This is a genomic window from Leucobacter soli, assembly GCF_042659205.1.
In the GTDB taxonomy this organism is placed as follows: domain Bacteria; phylum Actinomycetota; class Actinomycetes; order Actinomycetales; family Microbacteriaceae; genus Leucobacter; species Leucobacter soli.
In genome coordinates, this window is sequence record NZ_JBHSRW010000035.1 from 1 (window position 1) to 17,005 (window position 17,005).

Sequence of the window (17,005 nt, forward strand, 5' to 3'; positions counted from 1 at the left end):
CGGCGAGCACGGCGAGCGCGGCCGCGATCACCGTGAGTGCGCTGGGCTGGCGCGCGGTGACGAAGAAGGTCAGCACACCGACGGCGACGAGCCCGAGCGCACCGAGCACGCGCGGGAGCTGATGCCGCTCCGGGCGATCCCGGTCGGCGATCTGCCACCAGGCGAGCCCGACGCCGACCAGCACGACCATGCCGGGCAGGACCAGGCCGAGATCGACCCCGATCCCGATCTGCGCGAGCACGAGACCGATGCCTGCGATGAGCAGCGCGCCACCGAGCAGCAGCTCCGCGACCGGCCACCTCTGACGCGATCGGGCTCCGGCGTCATCCGGGAGGGCACCACTCGGCGACGAAGGATGCGAGGCGGGGCTCGAACCCGGGACGGGACCCGCGACCGGGACGGCGCTCGGGCTCGCGGCGCCTTCTGCTGCGAGATCGTCATTGCGCACAGCGGGAGCCGCTGCGACGGCACTCGCAGGAACCGCGCTCATCGACGCGGATCCCGACGCGATCGGACCCCCTCCCGACACGAACGGCGCCGCCGGCACCGACGCGGAGTCGGCCCCCGAGGCCGCAGCCGCGGGAGGGCCGGGCCGGGTCAGCGCGCGTCGCATGGGCGGCACCAGATCCCCGGTATCCCGCGGCACCGTCACCCACAGCCACACGTAGAAGATCGCACCGGCTCCGCCGAAGAGGGCGAACACGAGCATTCCCCCGCGCACCCAGACGACCGGGAGGCCGAGATGCATCGCCAGCCCGGCGCACACGCCGCCGAGCAGCCGATCCTCGCGGCTGCGCACGAGCGGGGTGGTGGTGGTCATGCCTCCATCCAAGCACCCGCCGCCGACATCCGCGCGGCTCAGGGGCGAGGATCAGGGTCCGCTCAGGGCGATCCCCGATGGCCGGGGCCTCCGGTTGCGGCGAAACTCGAATCATGAACGATACGACTCCACCCGATGACGGCATGCCGGACAGCCGGCGATCCGAGGAACACGCCCGAGGAGGACCGGCGGCAGGCGGGCCAGCCACCGGTGCGGCGCCCGGCGCCGAACAGGCCCCGCGCACCTCCGAGCGCTTCTTCGCCTGGGTGCGCGGCCTCGGCATCGTCCGCGGCCGAGATCGTTGGTTCGCCGGCGTCGCCGGCGGCATCGCGGCCAAGGCCGGGATCGATCCGCTGATCGTGCGCGGCATCTTCGTGGTTCTCGCGGTCCTCGGCGGACCCGGCATCCTGCTCTATCTCGCCGGGTGGCTGCTGCTTCCCGACGACAGCGGCAGGATCCACGTCGAAGACCTCTTCCGGGGGCGAGCATCGGCCGGGGTGATCGTGGCATCGGTGATCCTCGGCGTCTTCGTCTTCATCCCAGTGCTCTTCGGCCTCCTTCCCGGGCTCTTCACGATGCCGTGGGCCTGGGACGTCTGGAACGTCGGCCCCGAGTGGTTGCAAGTCACCTTCACCGTGCTCTGGTGGGCGGTCATCGTACCCGGGCTGGTCATCTGGTTCATCGTGTGGGCGAGCACCCGCTCCCACCGTGCGGGGGGCCGCCCGACGGGCGGAGGGAGCGCTTACACCGGGCCAAGAGGTCCGGGGATGCCGAGCACCGCCGGCCCCGCGGGGTACGCAGGACCCGGCGCGTCGACCGGACCTGCCGCGCCCATGGGATCCGCAGCGTTCGCGGCCGGGACGTCCGGGCCTGCGGAGCCGGCGAGCCGGCCGACCGGTCCCTCGAGTCCGGAGGGCTGGGGAGAGCGCAGCGGCCGGAAGGTCGAGGACTGGGCGACCGGGTTCGAGCAGAAGGCCGAGCGCTGGGGCCACGACTTCGAGGAGCGCTCACGGGAGTGGGAGCGGAAGGCCGAGGAGTACGCCCGGAAGAACGGCATCGGCGCGGCGCACGTCGTGATCACGCTGGCCTGCGCACTGCTCGCAGCGGGCGCGGTCGCCGCCTGGGGGCTGACGCTCGCGGTCAGCGGGGAGACGGCCCTCATGGCCGGCCTCATCGCAGCAGTTGCCGTGCTCGGCATCTCGCTGATCGTCGCGGGCATCCGAGGCCGCACGACCGGCTGGATCGGGTTCCTGTCCTTCGCCGGAGTCGTCGCCCTGCTCCTCGCACCGTTCAGCACGGTGATGCCCGAGAACACGCAGTTCGTCCCATTCGGCACCTTCACCGAGCGGCCGAGCGACACCGGTGTCGACAGCGGGCTCGTCATGGTGGCGGGCAACTCGACCGTCGACCTGAGCGACCTCACCGCGACCGCGACCCCGCGAGACATCGAGGTGTGGGTGCTCGCCGGCAACGTCACCGTGCGCCTGCCGGAGACGGCCCCGACGCGGGTCCGGGTCGCCCTGGCCGCGGGGAACGTCCGAGACGAGCGCCTCGACGACGACGAGCGGCGCCAGGGCGGCATCTTCGTCTCCCGAGTGATCGGATCCGACGCCTCCGGGCTGGACGATTCCGCGGTGACCCGGGTGCACGTGCGCCTCCTCGCCGGCAACGTCTACGTGGAGGGCGGGCGAGTCGGCTCGTCGCCGCCGGACATCGAGGAGCAGGAGCAGCAGCAGGAGCGCACGGAGCAGATCGAGCGCCTGCGGGAGCAGATCGAGGAACTGGAGAACGCGCGATGAGTACCGAGCCGACGAACACCGAGCCGATGAGCACCAAGCAGACGAACACCGAGCCGATGAGCACCGAGCCGACGGCCACCGACCCGACATACACCGCGCCGTTGAACGCCGAAGCGATGAACGATGCGGTGCGCACCGGCCCGACGGCCGACGGCGCCGAACCGGCCCCGGACCGCCGCCCCTGGCCGCGAACCGGCCCCATCGTCTGGGGTGCGATCGTGCTCGCCGTCTGCTTCTACTCCGCGATGCAGCTCGTCGCCCCTGGGAGCGTGGACTCGACGACCGTCGTGATCGTCTGCCTCATCGCCCTCGGGTTGCTGCTGCTCGGAGTGAGCGTCGCCGTGCTCGTCCGGAACGCCCGGGACCGGCGCTGAGGTCGGTGCTCCCTGCGGAGCCGACCCCGTAGGCGCCCCGCCCCTGCGCTATTCGGAGGGCTGGATCCAGCGCAGCGGCACCTCGATCATCACCCGGGTGCCGCCGCGTTCGTCCAGCCCCCAGGTGATCGACCCGCCGAGTTCGCCCTCGATCAGGGTCCGCACGATCTGCGTCCCCAGTCCGTCTCCCACCGCTCCGCCGGGGAGCCCCGTGCCGGTGTCCACGACCTCGACGGCGAGCCGCTCGTCACCGCGATCCGCCGCGATGAAGACCTCGCCCTCCCGGCCCGCGAGCCCGTGCTCGACGGCATTGGTGACGATCTCGGTGAGCGCGAGCGCGAGCGGCGTCGCGTACTCGGAGGGCAGTTCACCGAACACCCCCTCCTTGCGCGGGTGCACGGTCGTGTTGTGGAGGCTGGCCACCTCGGCGGCCAGGCCGAGCACCCGGTCGAACACCACGTCGAAGTCGACGATCTGCGACAGCCCGGTCGAGAGCGTGTCGTGCACCACGGCGATCGCGGCGACGCGGCGCATCGCCTGGCCCAGAACCTCCTTCGCCTCCTCGCTCCGCGCCCGGCGCGCCTGCACGCGCAGCAGCGAAGCCACGGTCTGGAGGTTGTTCTTGACGCGATGGTGGATCTCGCGAATCGTCGCGTCCTTGGTGATGAGCTCCTGCTCCTGCTGCCGCAGCTCGGACACGTCGCGGGTCAGCACGATGCCCCCGATCCGCTCCTCGTCGCGGATCACCGGGATCGCGCGCAGCGTGACGGTGCGGCCGTTCGCCTCGATGTCCGCGCGGCGCGCCACTCGGCCCTGGGCGATGAGCGGAAGCGACTCGTTGGTGTCGAACTGGCCCTTCACGAGGTCGCCGATGACCTCGTGGAAGCTCTCCCCCTCGAGCTCGTCCCGGTAGCCGAGCATGGTGAACGTGGTCTGCGTGTTCGGGCTGGCGAAGGTCACCACTCCCTCGAGGTTCACGCGCACCAGGCCGTCGGAAGCCCTCGGGTTGCCCCGCTCGCGGCCGCGGGTGGCCCCCGGGGAGGGGAAGAGGCCCTGCTGGATCATCTCGAAGAGGTCGGCCGCGACTTCGCGGAAGGCGAGCCCCATGCGGGACGCTCCCTGCTGGTCGACCGCACCGGTGTGCACGGTGAGCACGGCGAACGGCCGGGTCGGCAGGCCGGTGAAGATCACTCCCGTGTCCGTGTTGCGCGCGGTCTCGACGTTGTGGCCGGTGTCGTCGCGGCGGCTCACCGCGTACGCGGTCAGTCGCATCGCCGCTTCCTCGTACCAGACGGGGGCCGTGGAGTCGACGGGACCGCCGGTGAGCATCGCTTCATCGACCACCTCGCGCCAGTCCGGGCGCAGGAAGTCGCCGATCACGTCGCGGTAGAAGAGCGTCGCGGATCCTGCCGGGCGGCTGTGGCCCAACGCCACGTAGTTCCCGTCGTCGGTGGGCGCCCAGATGACCACATCGCCGAGGGCGAGATCTGCGAGCAGCGCCCAATCGCTCATGAGCAGTTCGAGCCATTCGATCTGCTCGTCGCTCAGGCTGGTGTGTTTCGCGGCGAGATTGCGGAGGGTGGACACAGAGTCAGCTTAGCCGCCCGCGCCCAGGAACCGTGCCCGCGTACGGACGGCCGTACTCGATCAGCACGCGATCGTCTGTGCGTTAGAGTACAGGGCGATTTCACCCATTGACAGCCCGGAGGACGAGTTTCCTAGTGTGAGTCTTCTAGATGCATTCTGTGAATATCAACAATGATGTCGATGAAGTCACTGCACGGGAAATGCTGAGCCGGGGGGTTCGACACGATACCGAGAGGAACCAGCCATGCCCGGAGCATCCCGCCGCAGAATCGACCTCGAGCACAGCCCTGGCGGCTCCACCGCCGCGCCCGAACGGCAGGACTCGGCCCGGCCGGTTCTGGTCCCGGTCCCTCCCCTCGCCGAAGCGAGGATCGCGGGGGGCGAGCGCATCCCCTCTCCCGAACCCGGGTTCGTGCGCGCCCTCGCGGTTCAGGGATTCGAGGTCATCGAGGGCTCCCGAACCCTGGCGCAGCTCGGCCCGCTGATCACGGTGGGGCTCGCCCGGAGCCTCAGCGCGCAGCGCGCCGGCGCCGGAGATCGACGCGTCGTGTGCCGCGACGCTCGCCGGGCCCGACCGCGGCCGACGACCGTGCGGATCGATCGTCCCGTCGCGCACATCGCCGAGGCGGCCATCGTGCTGCGGGTCGGGGACGTCGCCAGAGCGGTCGCGCTCCGGCTCGAGTGGGCGCATCAGCACTGGCGCGCCACCGAGTTCTTCCTCCTGTGACCCCGCACCCGGCGCGAACCCCATCGTGCGGGTCTCCGACCCGCACGGCCGCTACTCGGCGCGAGCAGCGCGGAGCTTCGCGACCTCGTAGAGGGTCACGCTGGCCGCGATACCGGCGTTCAACGATTCGGTCGCCGCTGAGATCGGGATCGACACGACGGCATCGCAGTTCTCGGTGACGAGTCTCGAGAGGCCCTTCCCCTCGCTGCCGATGACGAGCAGGAGCGGGCGATCGGCGAGCTCGAGGCCCGGCAGCGACACGTCGCCGTCGCCGTCGAGACCGACCACGAAGACGCCGCGATCCTTCAGCGCCTTGATCGTCTGCGTCAGATTGGGGGCCATCGCGACCGGTACTCGGGCCGCGGCGCCGGCCGAGGTCTTCCACGCGGCCGCGTTCACGCCGACCGAGCGTCGCTGCGGCACGATCACGCCCTGGCCGCCGAAGGCGGCGACCGAGCGGATGATCGCCCCGAGGTTCCGCGGGTCGGTCACCCCGTCGAGGGCCACGAGCAACGGAGTCCCACCGCGACGCTCCACGTCCTCGAGCAGGTCCATCGGATGCGCGTACTCGTAGGGCGGGACCTTCAGCACGACGCCCTGGTGCACCGTGTCTCGTACCGTCATCCGGTCGAGCTCCTGACGCATGACCTCGAGCACCGGGATCCCCCGGCCGGTCGCGATGCCCAGGATCTCCCGTGTCCGATCGTCCATCTCGATCCTCGCCGCGATGTAGAGCGCCGTAGCCGGCACGCGGGTGCGCAGCGCCTCGAGCACGGCGTTACGGCCGGTGACGAGTTCGGCATCGTCGCTCTTCTTCCGCGGCGCCCGCTGGGCGCGCTCGGCCGGCTTGCCGTGGCGGCTCCGGGCGGCTTCGAGACGTTCCCGCGAAGCCTTCGCCTTGCCGGCCGGGTGGTAGGGCCGGTCCTCGGCCTTCGGCGTGGGGCCGCGCCCCTCGAGGGCCTGGCGCCCTTGCCCGCCCGAACCGACGGCCTTGCCCCGGCTCTTCTTCCGCACCGCACCGGGGCGGGAGGCCTTCTTGTTGCTCATGCCACGCTCCAACGTGTCTCGTGCTGGTCATCTTCCAATGCGATACCGGCCGCCTGCAGGCGGTCGCGGATCGCGTCGCTCGTCGCGAAATCCTTGTTCGCCCGGGCCTCGCGCCGCTCGGCGATGAGCGCCGAGACCAGCGCATCGAGCGCGGTTTCCGAGGCGCCGGAGCCGGCACTCCCATCCCATACCGGATCTCGCGGATCCAGGCCGAGGACACCGAGCATCGCGACAACCTCCCCGGCCCGGGCGGCGGCCGCCGCCGCATCCCCGGCGTCGATCGCCGTGTTGCCTGCGCGCACCGCGTCGTGGAGCGCGGCGATCGCCTGGGGCACCCCGAAGTCGTCCAGCATCGCTTCGGCGAAGGCCGGCGGCAGTTCGGCGGCCGTCGATTCGGAGATCCCGTGCTCCACCACCGGAACGCCGGATCCCGCCGCACGATCGAGGAAGCCCTCGATGCGCCCGAAGGCGGCTGCGGCTTCGGCGAGCGAGCCCTCCGAGAATTCGAGGACCGAGCGGTAGTGAGCAGAGCCCAGGAAGTAGCGCAGGACGATCGGTCGAGCCTGCGCGAGCAGATCCTTCGCGAACAGCGAGTTGCCGAGCGACTTCGACATCTTCTGCCCGCCAGTGTTCACCAGGCCGTTGTGCAGCCAGTGGCGGGCGAAGCCGTCGCCGGCTGCACCCGACTGCGCCAGCTCGTTCTCGTGGTGGGGGAAGCGCAGGTCGAGGCCGCCACCGTGAATATCGAACTCCGCGCCCAGATAGCGCGTCGCCATGGCCGAGCACTCGATGTGCCAGCCGGGCCGTCCGCGCCCCCAGGGCGAGGGCCAGGACGCCGACTCGGGCTCGTGCGCGCGGTGCGCCTTCCACAACGCGAAGTCGCGCGGGTCGCGCTTGCCGACGGGCTCGCTGTCGGCCGCATCCTCCATCTGCTCGCGGCGCTGCCGCGTGAGGGCGCCGTACTCCGGCCAGCTCGCGGTGTCGAAGTAGACGCTCGCCGATCCGTCCTGCGCGCGGTAGGCGTGCCCGCGCTCGATCAGACGCTCGATCAGCGCGACCATCTCGGCGATGTTCGCGGTCGCCCGCGGCTCGTACGTGGGGGCCTGGATGCCGAGCGCGTCGTACGCGGCGGTGAACTCGCGCTCGACCCGATAGGCGAGGGCCCACCAGGGCTCGCTCCCGCCCGCTTCCTTCGCCAGGCGCGCATTGTCGAGGATCTTGTCGTCGATGTCCGTCACGTTGCGGATCATCGTCACTCGATGGCCCGACGCTTCGAACCAGCGTCGGATCTGGTCGTAGACGAGCGCGCTGCGCAGATGCCCGATGTGGGGCGCGGACTGCACGGTCGGTCCGCAGATGTAGAGGCCGACCTCGCCCGCGATCCGGGGTTCGAAGTCGACTACGTCCTGCTGCCGGGTGTCGTAGATCCGCTGCTTCACGCATCTAGCCTAGACGGCCCGGCCGACAACGCATCGTTCGATGACGGCCCGCCCGCTGCCGACCTTCTAGACTTGACGCCCATGGCCAGCCCCCGAACCGCCGGTACGCGCAGATACGACCCCGATCGCAGCGATCGGATCATCGCCGCTGCGCTCCGCGTCGTCGACGAATCGGGCGTCGACGGCCTGACGTTTCGCGCGGTCGCCCGGATGGCCGATGTGCCGCTCGGATCGATCACCTACCACTTCTCCGGCAAGGCGGGGCTCCTGCACGCCGTGGTGCGCGCAGCGCGCGAGCGGAGCCGCGACCACTCGACGTCGTTCCTGGCCGAGGCGGTCGCCGAGCACGGGCTGGCCTCCGGCGTCGCCCGGCTGGTCGAGGAGCTGACCGTTCGCCAGCACCGGCAGCTGGTGATGGAGCACGAGCTGTACCTGCTCGCCCTGCGCGACGCCGCCCTGCGCGATGAGAGCCGGCAGTGGTCGACCGACTTCGTCGACCTCCTCGCCCACCACACCGACCCGCTCACGGCCAGCACGCTCGGGTATCTCTTCGACGGCGCCTGCATGCAGGCGGCCGTCTTCGACACCATGGTCTTCGCAGCCGACATCGAGCCCGAGATCCGCCGCATTCTCGCCGCAGACTCAACACGATAAGAACGTCTGTTCTACTTCTTTCACTCCTACTATCTGCAGTAAATAAGCTTTGAGCTGGGATTTGTCGGCGCGCTCGCCATATGCGTCGTTATGTACTAGCGTTCTTAACGAGAAATACTCGTGATGCGCGCACCCGACCCGCGACGCATCGTCCCGACGAAGGAGTCCGCATGGCGCACACCGACACCCCGATCGCCTCCGGCGCATCGAATCGCCCCCAGACCGGCGCGGAGTACCTCGCCAGCCTGCAGGACAATCGCGAGATCTACATCTACGGCGAGCGCATCGCCGACATCACGAAGCATCCCGCGTACCGGAACTCCGCGGCGTCGATCTCGCGCCTCTTCGACTCGATCCAGGATCCGGACGACCCGGCCGCCTCGCCCACCGACACCGGGAACGGAGGGCACACGCACGCGTTCTTCAAGGTGCCCCGCACGCGTGACGACCTCGTCGCGAGCAAGGTCGCGATCCAGCACTGGCAGCGGCAGTCCTACGGCTGGATGGGCCGCACCCCCGACTACAAGGCGTCGCTCATCACCATGCTCGGCGCCGACCCCGATTTCTTCGGCGAGTACGCTCCGAACGCCAGGTACTGGTACCGGCGGGTGCAGGAGGAGCTGCTGCACGTCGGCCACGCGATCGTCCACCCGCCGGTGGACCGCGCCCGCGGGATGGAGGACGCCAAGGACGTCTTCGTCCACGTCGATGAAGAGACGGACTCGGGCCTGATCGTCAGCGGCGCGAAGGTGGTCGCGACGGGCGCAGCCCTCACCCAGTACACCTACGTCTCGCACATCGGCCCGAAGGCCTCGAAGGAGTTCGCCCTCATCTTCATGGCGCCGCTGCACGCGCCGGGGGTCAAGCTGTACTCGCGGCACTCGTACGAGTTCGCCGCAGCAGCCGGCTCGAGCCCGTTCGACTACCCGCTCTCGAGCCGCTTCGACGAGAACGACGCGATCCTCGTCTTCGACCGCGCCCTCATCCCCTGGGAGAACGTGCTCGCCTACGACCCCGAGACCGTGTTCGAGTTCAACGCGGGCGACTACAGCTGGGGGCCTCGCGCCGCCTTCCAGGCTTCGACCAGGCTCGAGGCGAAGCTCGACTTCATCATCGGGCTGGTCTCGAAGGCGCTCGACGTCACCGGCGCCGGCGGCTTCCGCGGCGTGCAGGCGCAGCTCGGCGAACTCCTGGCATTCAAGGATCTGGTATCCGGCATGCGGGACGGCATGATCGAAGGCGCCACCGAGGGCTTCGGTGGGAGCCTGCTGCCCAACACGCGCTACGCGCTGAGCTACGCGGCGGCCGCGCCCGGCTACTACAGTCGCATGCGGCAGATCATCGAGACGATCATCGCCTCGGGTCTCATCTACCTGAACTCGCATTCGAGCGACTTCCAGGTGCCGGAGATCCGCAAGGATCTCGACCGGTTCCTGCGCGGATCGAACGGCCTCACGGCGCTCGACCGATCCAAGGTCATGAAGGCGCTCTGGGATGCCACCGGCAGCGAGTTCGGCGCGCGCCACGAACTCTACGAGCTGAACTACTGGGGCCAGCCCGAGAAGACGTACCTCGACATTCTGGGCCTGCACCAGGCCGATGGCGGGCTGGCCGCCTCCCGCGCATACGCCGAGGAGTTCATGGCCTCGTACGACCTCGACGGGTTCACCGATCCCGCGCTGCACAACCCGGGGGCGTTCAGCGCGATCCCGCGCGCGAACCGCTGAGCGGGACGGAGCCGGCTATTCCATCGCACCGCTCAGGAAGAAGTTCATCTGCTTCGTGATGTTGACCGCGTGGTCGCCGAAGCGCTCGTGATACCGGCTCGCGAGCGTCGCGTCGACCACGCCGGTCGCATCCGCGCTGATCTTGTCGCTGAGCACCTTCTCGAACACCTTCGCGTGCAGTTCGTCGAGCGCATCGTCGAGGTCCCGGATCTCGTCGATGATCCGGGGCTCCTGCGCGCGCAGCAGCTCGACCAGCTTCGCCGACATCGCGATATCGATGTCGCCCATCTTGACGAAGGTCTTGCGGAGCCCCTGCGGGATCGCGCTCTCCGGGTAGCGGTAGCGCGCCAACTGCGCGATGTGCTGGGCGAGATCCGCCATCCGCTCGAGCGACGCGCTCATGCGGAGCGCACCGACCATCAGACGCAGGTCGCTGGCCACCGGCTGCTGCCTGGCGAGGATGTCGATCGTGAGCTCGTCGAGCTCGCTCGCGAGCTGATCCACCTCGTCCGCACCGTCGATGACCTGCTCGGCGAGTGCGACATCGCTCGTTCCGAAGGCCCGAGTGGCCCCCTGGATCGCGCCCTCGACGAGCTCGGCGATCTGCACCAGACGATCCTGCACCTCGCGCAGCTCCTGCTGAAACACCTCACGCATGCGGCTTCGGTTCCCTTTCGTTCATGTTGCGGATCGCGGCAGGCGATCCCGCGACGAGCCGTCCTGCGCCCGATCGCTTCCGCGTATCAGTCTCTATCAGTCCCGTGAACAATGCCTCGCTCCGAGGTGAACAGCAGTTGAACTCGGCTCGGCCGTTCGTAGGCCCACCCTACGATAGGAGGCATGACCCCGACCTCGCTCGTGCTCGTCTCGGTGGGCCTGGGCCTCCTTGCCGGCGCCCTCATCACCTGGGCCGTGTTCGGCGCCCGTACGGCGGGCCGCCGACGTGCCGATGCGATGCGACCCGAACTGCCCGAGGTCGCCGTCGAACTGCTCGGTTCGCTCGACAGCTTCGCCGTGATCCTCGACGCGTCGCTCTCCCCCGTCTACGCCAACGCGGCCGCGCGAGACGACGCGCGCGTGAGCGGCGAGGAGCTGCGGGACCCCGACTTCCTGCGTCGCGCGCGCCGCGTCATGTCGAGCGGCGTCACCGATATCCGCGAGCCATCGCTCGACAACCCCGCGGACACCGTGCGAGTACGGATCGTACGCGTGCAGCGCCGGTTCCTCGCCGTCTTCGCGGAGGATCTCGGCGAGGAACAGCGCGTGAACGCCATGCGACGCGATTTCATCGCCAACGTGAGTCACGAGCTCAAGACCCCGATCGCCGCCATCGGGCTGCTGAGCGAGGCCGTGCTCGAGGCGGCCGACGAGCCCGAGATCGTCCGCGGCTTCGCCAAGAAGCTCAAGAAGGAATCGCGCCGTCTCGGCGACCTCTCCCGCGACATCATCCAGCTCTCGGAGGCGCAGAGCTCCCTGCAGCCCGAGGACCGCGAGTCCGTCTCGCTGCGCGCGGTCCTCCGCTCCGAGGTCGAGGCGCACCAGGACTTCGCCGCGCAGTACGGAGTGGAGCTGGTGCTGACCGAGAGCGCTGCAACGGACAACGGCGAGCTGGGCGACGCGACGGTCTCCGGTCGCCCGTCCGCGATCGGCGCCGTCGTCGCGAACCTGCTGAGCAACGCCATCCGGCACTCCCCCGATGGCGGACGCGTCGGCATCGGGATCGAGATCGGCAGCCGGCTCACCAAGCAGGACTGCATCATCACCGTCACGGACCAGGGCGAGGGCATCGCCCCAGAGCACCTGCCCCGCATCTTCGAACGCTTCTACCGCGTCGACGCCGCCCGTAGCCGCGAGGGCGGCGGCACCGGCCTCGGCCTCTCGATCGCACGCCACACCATGCGCGCGCACGGCGGCGACATCGAGGTGTGGTCGCAGGAGGGCGTCGGCTCGACGTTCACCCTCTCGTTCCCGCTGCTCGAGGACGGGCAGTCGGGCCGCAAGCGCAAAAAGAATAAGCGCGCCTCCGCAGGAAAGAAGCCGGCGAAGGCCCGGCGCCGGACCGCGCCCGCCGATCAGTCAGAAGGAGCCGCTCAGTGAGCCAGAACATCCTGCTCGTCGAGGACGAGTCGTCCATCTCGGAACCGCTCGCGTTCCTGCTGGAGCGCGAAGGCTACCGGGTGCGCATCGTCGCCGACGGGGTCGAAGCGGTGCGGGTGTTCCCCGATTCGGACGCCGATCTCGTGCTGCTCGACCTCATGCTCCCCGGCCTGCCCGGAACCGAGGTCTGCCGCTCCATCCGGGCGCAGTCGCGCGTGCCGATCATCATGCTCACCGCGAAGGACAGCGAGATCGACATCGTCGTCGGCCTCGAACTCGGCGCCGACGACTACATCACCAAGCCCTACTCGACCAGGGAGCTGCTCGCCCGCGTCCGGGCCGCGCTGCGCCGCACCGAGGGGCCGGACGAGACCGAAGAGCCGGAGTACCTCGACGGCGTGCTCGACGAGCAGGGGGTGCGACTCGACACCGAACGGCACGCGGTCACCGTGCGCGGCGCGGAGGTCGCCATGCCCCTGCGCGAGTTCGAACTGCTCGAGATGCTCATGCGCCACTCCGGGCGGGTGCTCACCCGCGGGCAGCTGATCGATCGGGTGTGGGGCAGCGACTACTTCGGAGACACCAAGACCCTCGACGTGCACATCAAGCGGATCCGCTCGCGCATCGAGGAGGACCCCAAGGAGCCTCGGCTCGTGACGACCGTCCGGGGCGTCGGCTACCGCTTCGGATAGCCGGGGACGGCCGAGGGCCCCGCGGAGATCCGCAGGGCCCTCGATCCATCGGTGCTCGGTCGCTCAGGACTCGGTCGCCTCGTCCTCGACCTCCGCGTCGTCCGCGGGGATCGGGTCGACGACGGGCCCCGGCACCACGAAGCGCTGGTACTCGACCAGCGTGCCGTCGAGCACGGGCACCTGGCGCTGCACGTCCTGGCCGCCGGCGACCTGCAGGTACGCCGGGGCGGCCGCGCCGACCTTGAGGCCGGGGATCGAGACGAGCACGAGCTCCTGCTCGCCCTCGGGGTCGCCGAAGAGCGTGGATCCGGTCTCCACGACGAAGTCGGCCGGGGCGCTCGCGCCCTCGAAGTTGATCCGGAGCTGCTCGGCGGAGTCGGTCGTGTTGACCGCGGTGAACACGACGTTGAAGTGCTCCCCGTCCTCGGCGGCGATGAGCATGAGGTTGCGCACGTCGACGCCGGCCACCGTCAGGTCGATACCATCGCTCGGCGCGTAGGGGTCGAGTGTCGCCATCGGGGCGGTCAGGCCGCAGCCGGTGGCACCGAGTGCGATGGCCGCCGCGAGAGCCAGTGACGAGACGAGACGAGTCTTCAAGATGTGTCCTCCGTGCGATGCGGGCGCGTTCAAGCGCCGAAGCAGCGCTTGCCGACTCTCAGCATACTATGACCCTCAGGATGACCGGCCCGGACGACGACCGACGGAGCATCGGTCTTCCTCGATCGACGGCGCGTGGTGTGGTATTATAGAGGTTCGCCTGATATGAGCCACACAAGGAGCTAACTCGATGCAGTTCGAGGTCGGAGAGACCGTCATCTACCCCCATCACGGCGCAGCCAAGATCATCGAGATCAGGAACCGCAAGTTCGGCGGCGAAGAGAAGATGTGCGTCAAACTGCAGGCCCTGGTCGGCCCCGGTGACCTGACGATCGTGGTGCCGATCGACAATTGCGACCTGATCGGCGTGCGCGATGTGATCGACAAGGAGGGCCTGGAGAAGGTCTTCGAGGTGCTGCGCACCCCCTTCACCGAGGAGCCGTCGAACTGGTCGCGCCGGTTCAAGGCGAACGGTGAGAAGCTCACGTCGAGCGACATCCTCAAGATCAGCGAGGTCGTCCGCGACCTGTCGCGCCGCATGCAGGACACGGGATCGCTTTCGCAGGGCGAGCGCGGCATGCTCGCCAAGGCCCGGCAGATCCTCATCTCCGAGATGGCGCTCGCCGAGAACACCGACGAAGAGCAGGCCTCGGCCATGGTCGACAAGGTGCTGGCGCTCGAGACGGCCGCCTGACCCTTCCGACACGTTTCCCGTGGTGCGCCCGCTCGCCTGGCCGCACCGCACCGCAGCACCGGCCTCGATGAACAGGGATCGATGAACACACCCGTCTCGCCCCACCACCTGGCCGCGCTGGGCGTGGTCATCGTCGCCGCCGGGCGCGGCGAGCGCCTCGGCGCCGACCGCCCCAAGGCCTTCGTCGAACTGGGCGGCCGAACGCTGCTGGAGCACGCGGTCGGCACCGTCGTGTCGCTCGACCGACCCGGCCAGCTCGTGCTGGTCGTCCCCGAGGGGCGGGCCGCGGAGGCCCTCGAGATCGCGGACGCCGCGCTCCCCGCTGAGCGCAGCTGGCAGATCTCGGTCGTGAACGGGGGCCGGGAACGGCACGAGTCGGTGCGCAACGGGCTCGACGCGCTCCGCGACGGGATCGAGACGGTGCTCGTGCACGATGCCGCGCGTCCCCTGACGCCGGCGGAGGTCTTCGAGCGCGTCGCCGAAGAAGTGCAGCGCACCGGCGACGGCATCATCCCGGCGATGCCGGTCGTCGACACGCTCAAACGCGTCGACATCGCCGGGCGGGTGCGCTCGACGGCGGATCGCCGCATCCTCGCCGCCGTCCAGACGCCGCAGGGCTTCCCGTTCGAGGTGCTCGCGGCCGCGCACGAGAGCGCGCAGGCTCGAGAAGAGGCCGTCGCCCCTTCGAACGACGCCCCCACCGACGACGCCGAGGTGGTGCAGCGCTTCGGCGGCACCGTGCGCACCGTGCCGGGCGATGCCCGCGCGCATAAAGTCACCACCCCGGTCGACCTGCTGATGCTGCAGGGGCTCCTCCTCGCCGACGAGGCGGAAGCGCGGACGCCCGCTCCCGACGCGCACGCGGTGCCGGCGCCCTCCGTCGCCACCGATCGGGACGGATTCGAGGCCGACGCGGCACCCGTCGACGACGAGAGCGCCGAGGCGGAGAGCGCTGAAGCCGAAGGCGCCAACGCCGGGAGCGCCGATACGGACAGCCCCTCCGCCGATTCTTCCGGTTCCGTCGACGTCGAGTCGGCGGTCCCCGGGATCGATTCCGACGGTGCGGAAGCCGACGGTACGGATACCGACGGCACAGACGCAGATAGCGCTGCTGCCGCGGCCCCGGAGGCAGATGATCCGACGCGGCCCGTCGCGATCCTGCTGCCCCCGGCCCCCGAGTACGTGCCTCCCATGCCTCTCGACGGCCCGGCCGATTCCGCCACCGCCGAGGCTCTCGAGCACGACGAGCCGGAGGAGGAGCTCGATGAGTTCGAGCGGCTGCTCCGCGGGCTCGACTGACGTCGTGACGCCCGGCAACTCCGGAGCAGCGTCTCCAGGCGAACCGCAGCCTGCGCGCGAACCGCAGCCGGCTCCTCTCGACCTGCGCATCGGCACCGGCGTCGACGTGCACGCCTACGATCCTGCGGCTCCCCTGCGGCTCGCCGGCCTCGAATGGCCGGGCGAACCCGGCCTCTCGGGCCACAGCGACGGCGATGCCGTCTGCCACGCCATCGTCGACGCGCTGCTCTCAGCTGCGGGGTTCGGCGACATCGGCGGGCTCGTCGGCGTGGACCTTCCCGGGACCGCGGGCGCCGCGAGCACCGGCTTCGTCCGCCTCGCGCTCGCGAGGCTGGCCGAGTCCGGCTGGCGCCCGGTCAATGTGTCGGTGCAGCTCATCGCGCTTCGGCCGTAGTTCGCGCCGCGCCGGATCGAGGCCCAGACGTTCCTGAGCGACCTCGTCGGCGCGCCGGTCAGCATCGGGGCGACGACGAGCGACGGGCTCGGCCTCACCGGCCGCGGGGAGGGCGTCGCCGCCATCGCTACCGCGCTGATCACCCGCGGCTGAACCGCGCAGGCTCGTCGACCACCCCGGCTGGGCGGGGGAGACCGCATCCACCGATCGGTGGATGCGATAATCCCTCCGCCGGTCGCTGCCGCCCGCGGCCCGCAGGCGTCAGGCTTGAAGCATGACGAACACGACGACAGCAGAAGCGCCGGCGGTGCGCGTCCGCGGGCTCGCGAAGCGATACGGCGACCAGCAGGTGCTGCGGGGCATCGACCTCGACATCGCCCCAGGCGAGACCTACGCGCTGCTCGGCCCGAACGGCGCGGGCAAGAGCACGGCGATCGAGATCCTCGAGGGCATCCGCCGGCCGGACGGCGGCGAGACGAGCGTGCTCGGCGAGCACCCGCTCTCTGCTCCGCGATCCTGGCGCGCGCGCATCGGCATCGTCGCCCAGGCCACGGGCGAGCTGGGGCCCTACAGCGCGCGCGAGCTGATCGGTCACTTCGGCGGGCTCTACCCGAACCCGCGCGGCATCGACGAGGTGCTCGACCTCGTCGGCCTCACCGAGCACGCCGGCAAGCGCGCGACCAAGCTCTCGGGAGGCCAGAAGCGCCGCCTCGACGTCGCACTCGGTATCGTCGGACGGCCCGAGCTGCTGTTCCTCGACGAGCCCACCACGGGCTTCGACCCCGAGGCGAGGCGGCAGTTCTGGAGCATGCTCGAGGGCTTGACCGGCGAGGGCACAGCGATCCTGCTCACGACGCACTACCTCGACGAGGCCGCGCATCTCGCCGATCGCGTGGGGGTGCTCTCGGGCGGCCGCGTCGTCGCCGAGGGCCCGCCCGGAGAGCTCGGCGGAGCCGCCGCTCGCGTGCCGACGGTGAGCTGGGTCGACGCCGCGGGCGTGCGGCACCGGCGGAGTACCGAGCAGCCCGCCGGGCTGGTGGCGCGCCTACGGGCGGAGG

The 17,005-nt window shown here is 70.2% G+C and carries 16 protein-coding genes and 1 pseudogene; 11 read left to right on the forward strand and 6 right to left on the reverse strand.

Annotated features, from left to right (window positions below; all coding sequences use genetic code 11):
• Window positions 1-820: PspC domain-containing protein (locus tag ACFPZL_RS04110; protein ID WP_382334750.1), on the reverse strand; the 820-nt coding region annotated here is incomplete at its 3' end.
• Window positions 821-933: 113 nt separating this feature from the next.
• On the opposite strand from ACFPZL_RS04110, the gene ACFPZL_RS04115 reads away from it, so the two are divergent.
• Entirely contained in the window at window positions 934-2,619 is a 1,686-nt protein-coding gene (locus ACFPZL_RS04115) for a PspC domain-containing protein (protein WP_218114344.1), read from the forward strand.
• Window positions 2,616-2,993, forward strand: coding sequence for a hypothetical protein (locus tag ACFPZL_RS04120; protein WP_218114343.1), 378 nt, complete (start codon window positions 2,616-2,618; stop codon window positions 2,991-2,993). Before ACFPZL_RS04115 ends, ACFPZL_RS04120 begins: the two co-directional genes overlap by 4 nt.
• A 48-nt stretch (window positions 2,994-3,041) precedes the next feature.
• On the opposite strand, the gene ACFPZL_RS04125 is transcribed toward ACFPZL_RS04120, so the two are convergent.
• A complete protein-coding gene (locus ACFPZL_RS04125; RefSeq protein ID WP_218114342.1) occupies window positions 3,042-4,580 on the reverse strand; it encodes a sensor histidine kinase in 1,539 nt (512 codons plus the stop codon).
• Window positions 4,581-4,824: 244 nt separating this feature from the next.
• Here ACFPZL_RS04125 and ACFPZL_RS04130 point away from each other — a divergent pair, with 244 nt between their 5' ends.
• Window positions 4,825-5,307: an Rv3235 family protein gene (locus ACFPZL_RS04130; RefSeq protein ID WP_218114341.1), complete on the forward strand. Its 483-nt coding sequence runs from the start codon at window positions 4,825-4,827 to the stop codon at window positions 5,305-5,307.
• A gap of 51 nt (window positions 5,308-5,358) precedes the next feature.
• Here ACFPZL_RS04130 and rlmB read toward each other — a convergent pair whose 3' ends face one another.
• Complete coding sequence (gene rlmB / locus ACFPZL_RS04135) at window positions 5,359-6,354, reverse strand: 23S rRNA (guanosine(2251)-2'-O)-methyltransferase RlmB (RefSeq protein ID WP_218114340.1); 996 nt, start codon at window positions 6,352-6,354, stop codon at window positions 5,359-5,361.
• Window positions 6,351-7,793, reverse strand: a complete 1,443-nt coding sequence (gene cysS / locus ACFPZL_RS04140) for a cysteine--tRNA ligase (protein WP_218114339.1) — start codon at window positions 7,791-7,793, stop codon at window positions 6,351-6,353. Before cysS ends, rlmB begins: the two co-directional genes overlap by 4 nt.
• 81 nt (window positions 7,794-7,874) lie before the next feature.
• Between cysS and ACFPZL_RS04145 the strand changes: the two genes are divergently transcribed.
• A complete protein-coding gene (locus ACFPZL_RS04145) occupies window positions 7,875-8,447 on the forward strand; it encodes a TetR/AcrR family transcriptional regulator (protein WP_218114338.1) in 573 nt (190 codons plus the stop codon).
• Between the two features lie 170 nt (window positions 8,448-8,617).
• A complete protein-coding gene (locus tag ACFPZL_RS04150) occupies window positions 8,618-10,174 on the forward strand; it encodes a 4-hydroxyphenylacetate 3-hydroxylase N-terminal domain-containing protein (RefSeq protein WP_218114337.1) in 1,557 nt (518 codons plus the stop codon).
• Window positions 10,175-10,189: 15 nt separating this feature from the next.
• On the opposite strand, the gene phoU is transcribed toward ACFPZL_RS04150, so the two are convergent.
• Window positions 10,190-10,831 carry a phosphate signaling complex protein PhoU gene (gene phoU, locus ACFPZL_RS04155; RefSeq protein WP_218114336.1) on the reverse strand — a complete coding sequence of 214 codons (642 nt, stop codon included), beginning with the start codon at window positions 10,829-10,831 and terminating at the stop codon, window positions 10,190-10,192.
• A 183-nt stretch (window positions 10,832-11,014) separates the two neighbouring features.
• Between phoU and ACFPZL_RS04160 the strand changes: the two genes are divergently transcribed.
• Both ACFPZL_RS04160 and ACFPZL_RS04165 read left to right on the forward strand, forming a co-directional pair.
• Window positions 11,015-12,271: a sensor histidine kinase gene (locus ACFPZL_RS04160; RefSeq protein WP_218114335.1), complete on the forward strand. Its 1,257-nt coding sequence runs from the start codon at window positions 11,015-11,017 to the stop codon at window positions 12,269-12,271.
• Window positions 12,268-12,963, forward strand: a complete 696-nt coding sequence (locus ACFPZL_RS04165) for a response regulator transcription factor (RefSeq protein ID WP_218114334.1) — start codon at window positions 12,268-12,270, stop codon at window positions 12,961-12,963. Before ACFPZL_RS04160 ends, ACFPZL_RS04165 begins: the two co-directional genes overlap by 4 nt.
• A 63-nt stretch (window positions 12,964-13,026) precedes the next feature.
• On the opposite strand, the gene ACFPZL_RS04170 is transcribed toward ACFPZL_RS04165, so the two are convergent.
• A complete protein-coding gene (locus ACFPZL_RS04170) occupies window positions 13,027-13,560 on the reverse strand; it encodes a DNA modification methylase (RefSeq protein ID WP_218114333.1) in 534 nt (177 codons plus the stop codon).
• Window positions 13,561-13,750: 190 nt separating this feature from the next.
• Here ACFPZL_RS04170 and ACFPZL_RS04175 point away from each other — a divergent pair, with 190 nt between their 5' ends.
• The 4 genes and pseudogenes from ACFPZL_RS04175 to ACFPZL_RS04190 form a co-directional block, all read left to right on the forward strand.
• Window positions 13,751-14,254 (forward strand): CarD family transcriptional regulator, encoded by a 504-nt coding sequence (locus ACFPZL_RS04175; RefSeq protein ID WP_218114332.1) that lies wholly within the window; start codon window positions 13,751-13,753, stop codon window positions 14,252-14,254.
• An 81-nt stretch (window positions 14,255-14,335) separates the two neighbouring features.
• Window positions 14,336-15,553, forward strand: a complete 1,218-nt coding sequence (gene ispD, locus ACFPZL_RS04180) for a 2-C-methyl-D-erythritol 4-phosphate cytidylyltransferase (RefSeq protein WP_218114331.1) — start codon at window positions 14,336-14,338, stop codon at window positions 15,551-15,553.
• Window positions 15,554-15,635: 82 nt separating this feature from the next.
• Window positions 15,636-16,100 (forward strand): annotated as a pseudogene (ispF, locus tag ACFPZL_RS04185) (2-C-methyl-D-erythritol 2,4-cyclodiphosphate synthase); the annotation flags it as partial.
• Between the two features lie 121 nt (window positions 16,101-16,221).
• The coding region (locus ACFPZL_RS04190) for an ABC transporter ATP-binding protein (RefSeq protein WP_382334755.1) at window positions 16,222-17,005 on the forward strand (784 nt) is incomplete at its 3' end.

Excerpts from the sequence above, each read along its gene's own strand:
- ACFPZL_RS04160 (WP_218114335.1), top strand. The coding sequence starts at position 11,015 with ATGACCCCGACCTCGCTCGTGCTCGTCTCGGTGGGCCTGGGCCTCCTT.
- ACFPZL_RS04120 (WP_218114343.1), top strand. The coding sequence starts at position 2,616 with ATGAGTACCGAGCCGACGAACACCGAGCCGATGAGCACCAAGCAGACG.
- ACFPZL_RS04150 (WP_218114337.1), top strand. The coding sequence starts at position 8,618 with ATGGCGCACACCGACACCCCGATCGCCTCCGGCGCATCGAATCGCCCC.
- rlmB (WP_218114340.1), bottom strand. The coding sequence starts at position 6,354 with ATGAGCAACAAGAAGGCCTCCCGCCCCGGTGCGGTGCGGAAGAAGAGC.
- phoU (WP_218114336.1), bottom strand. The coding sequence starts at position 10,831 with ATGCGTGAGGTGTTTCAGCAGGAGCTGCGCGAGGTGCAGGATCGTCTG.
- ACFPZL_RS04145 (WP_218114338.1), top strand. The coding sequence starts at position 7,875 with ATGGCCAGCCCCCGAACCGCCGGTACGCGCAGATACGACCCCGATCGC.
- ACFPZL_RS04115 (WP_218114344.1), top strand. The coding sequence starts at position 934 with ATGAACGATACGACTCCACCCGATGACGGCATGCCGGACAGCCGGCGA.
- ACFPZL_RS04175 (WP_218114332.1), top strand. The coding sequence starts at position 13,751 with ATGCAGTTCGAGGTCGGAGAGACCGTCATCTACCCCCATCACGGCGCA.
- ACFPZL_RS04130 (WP_218114341.1), top strand. The coding sequence starts at position 4,825 with ATGCCCGGAGCATCCCGCCGCAGAATCGACCTCGAGCACAGCCCTGGC.
- ispD (WP_218114331.1), top strand. The coding sequence starts at position 14,336 with ATGAACACACCCGTCTCGCCCCACCACCTGGCCGCGCTGGGCGTGGTC.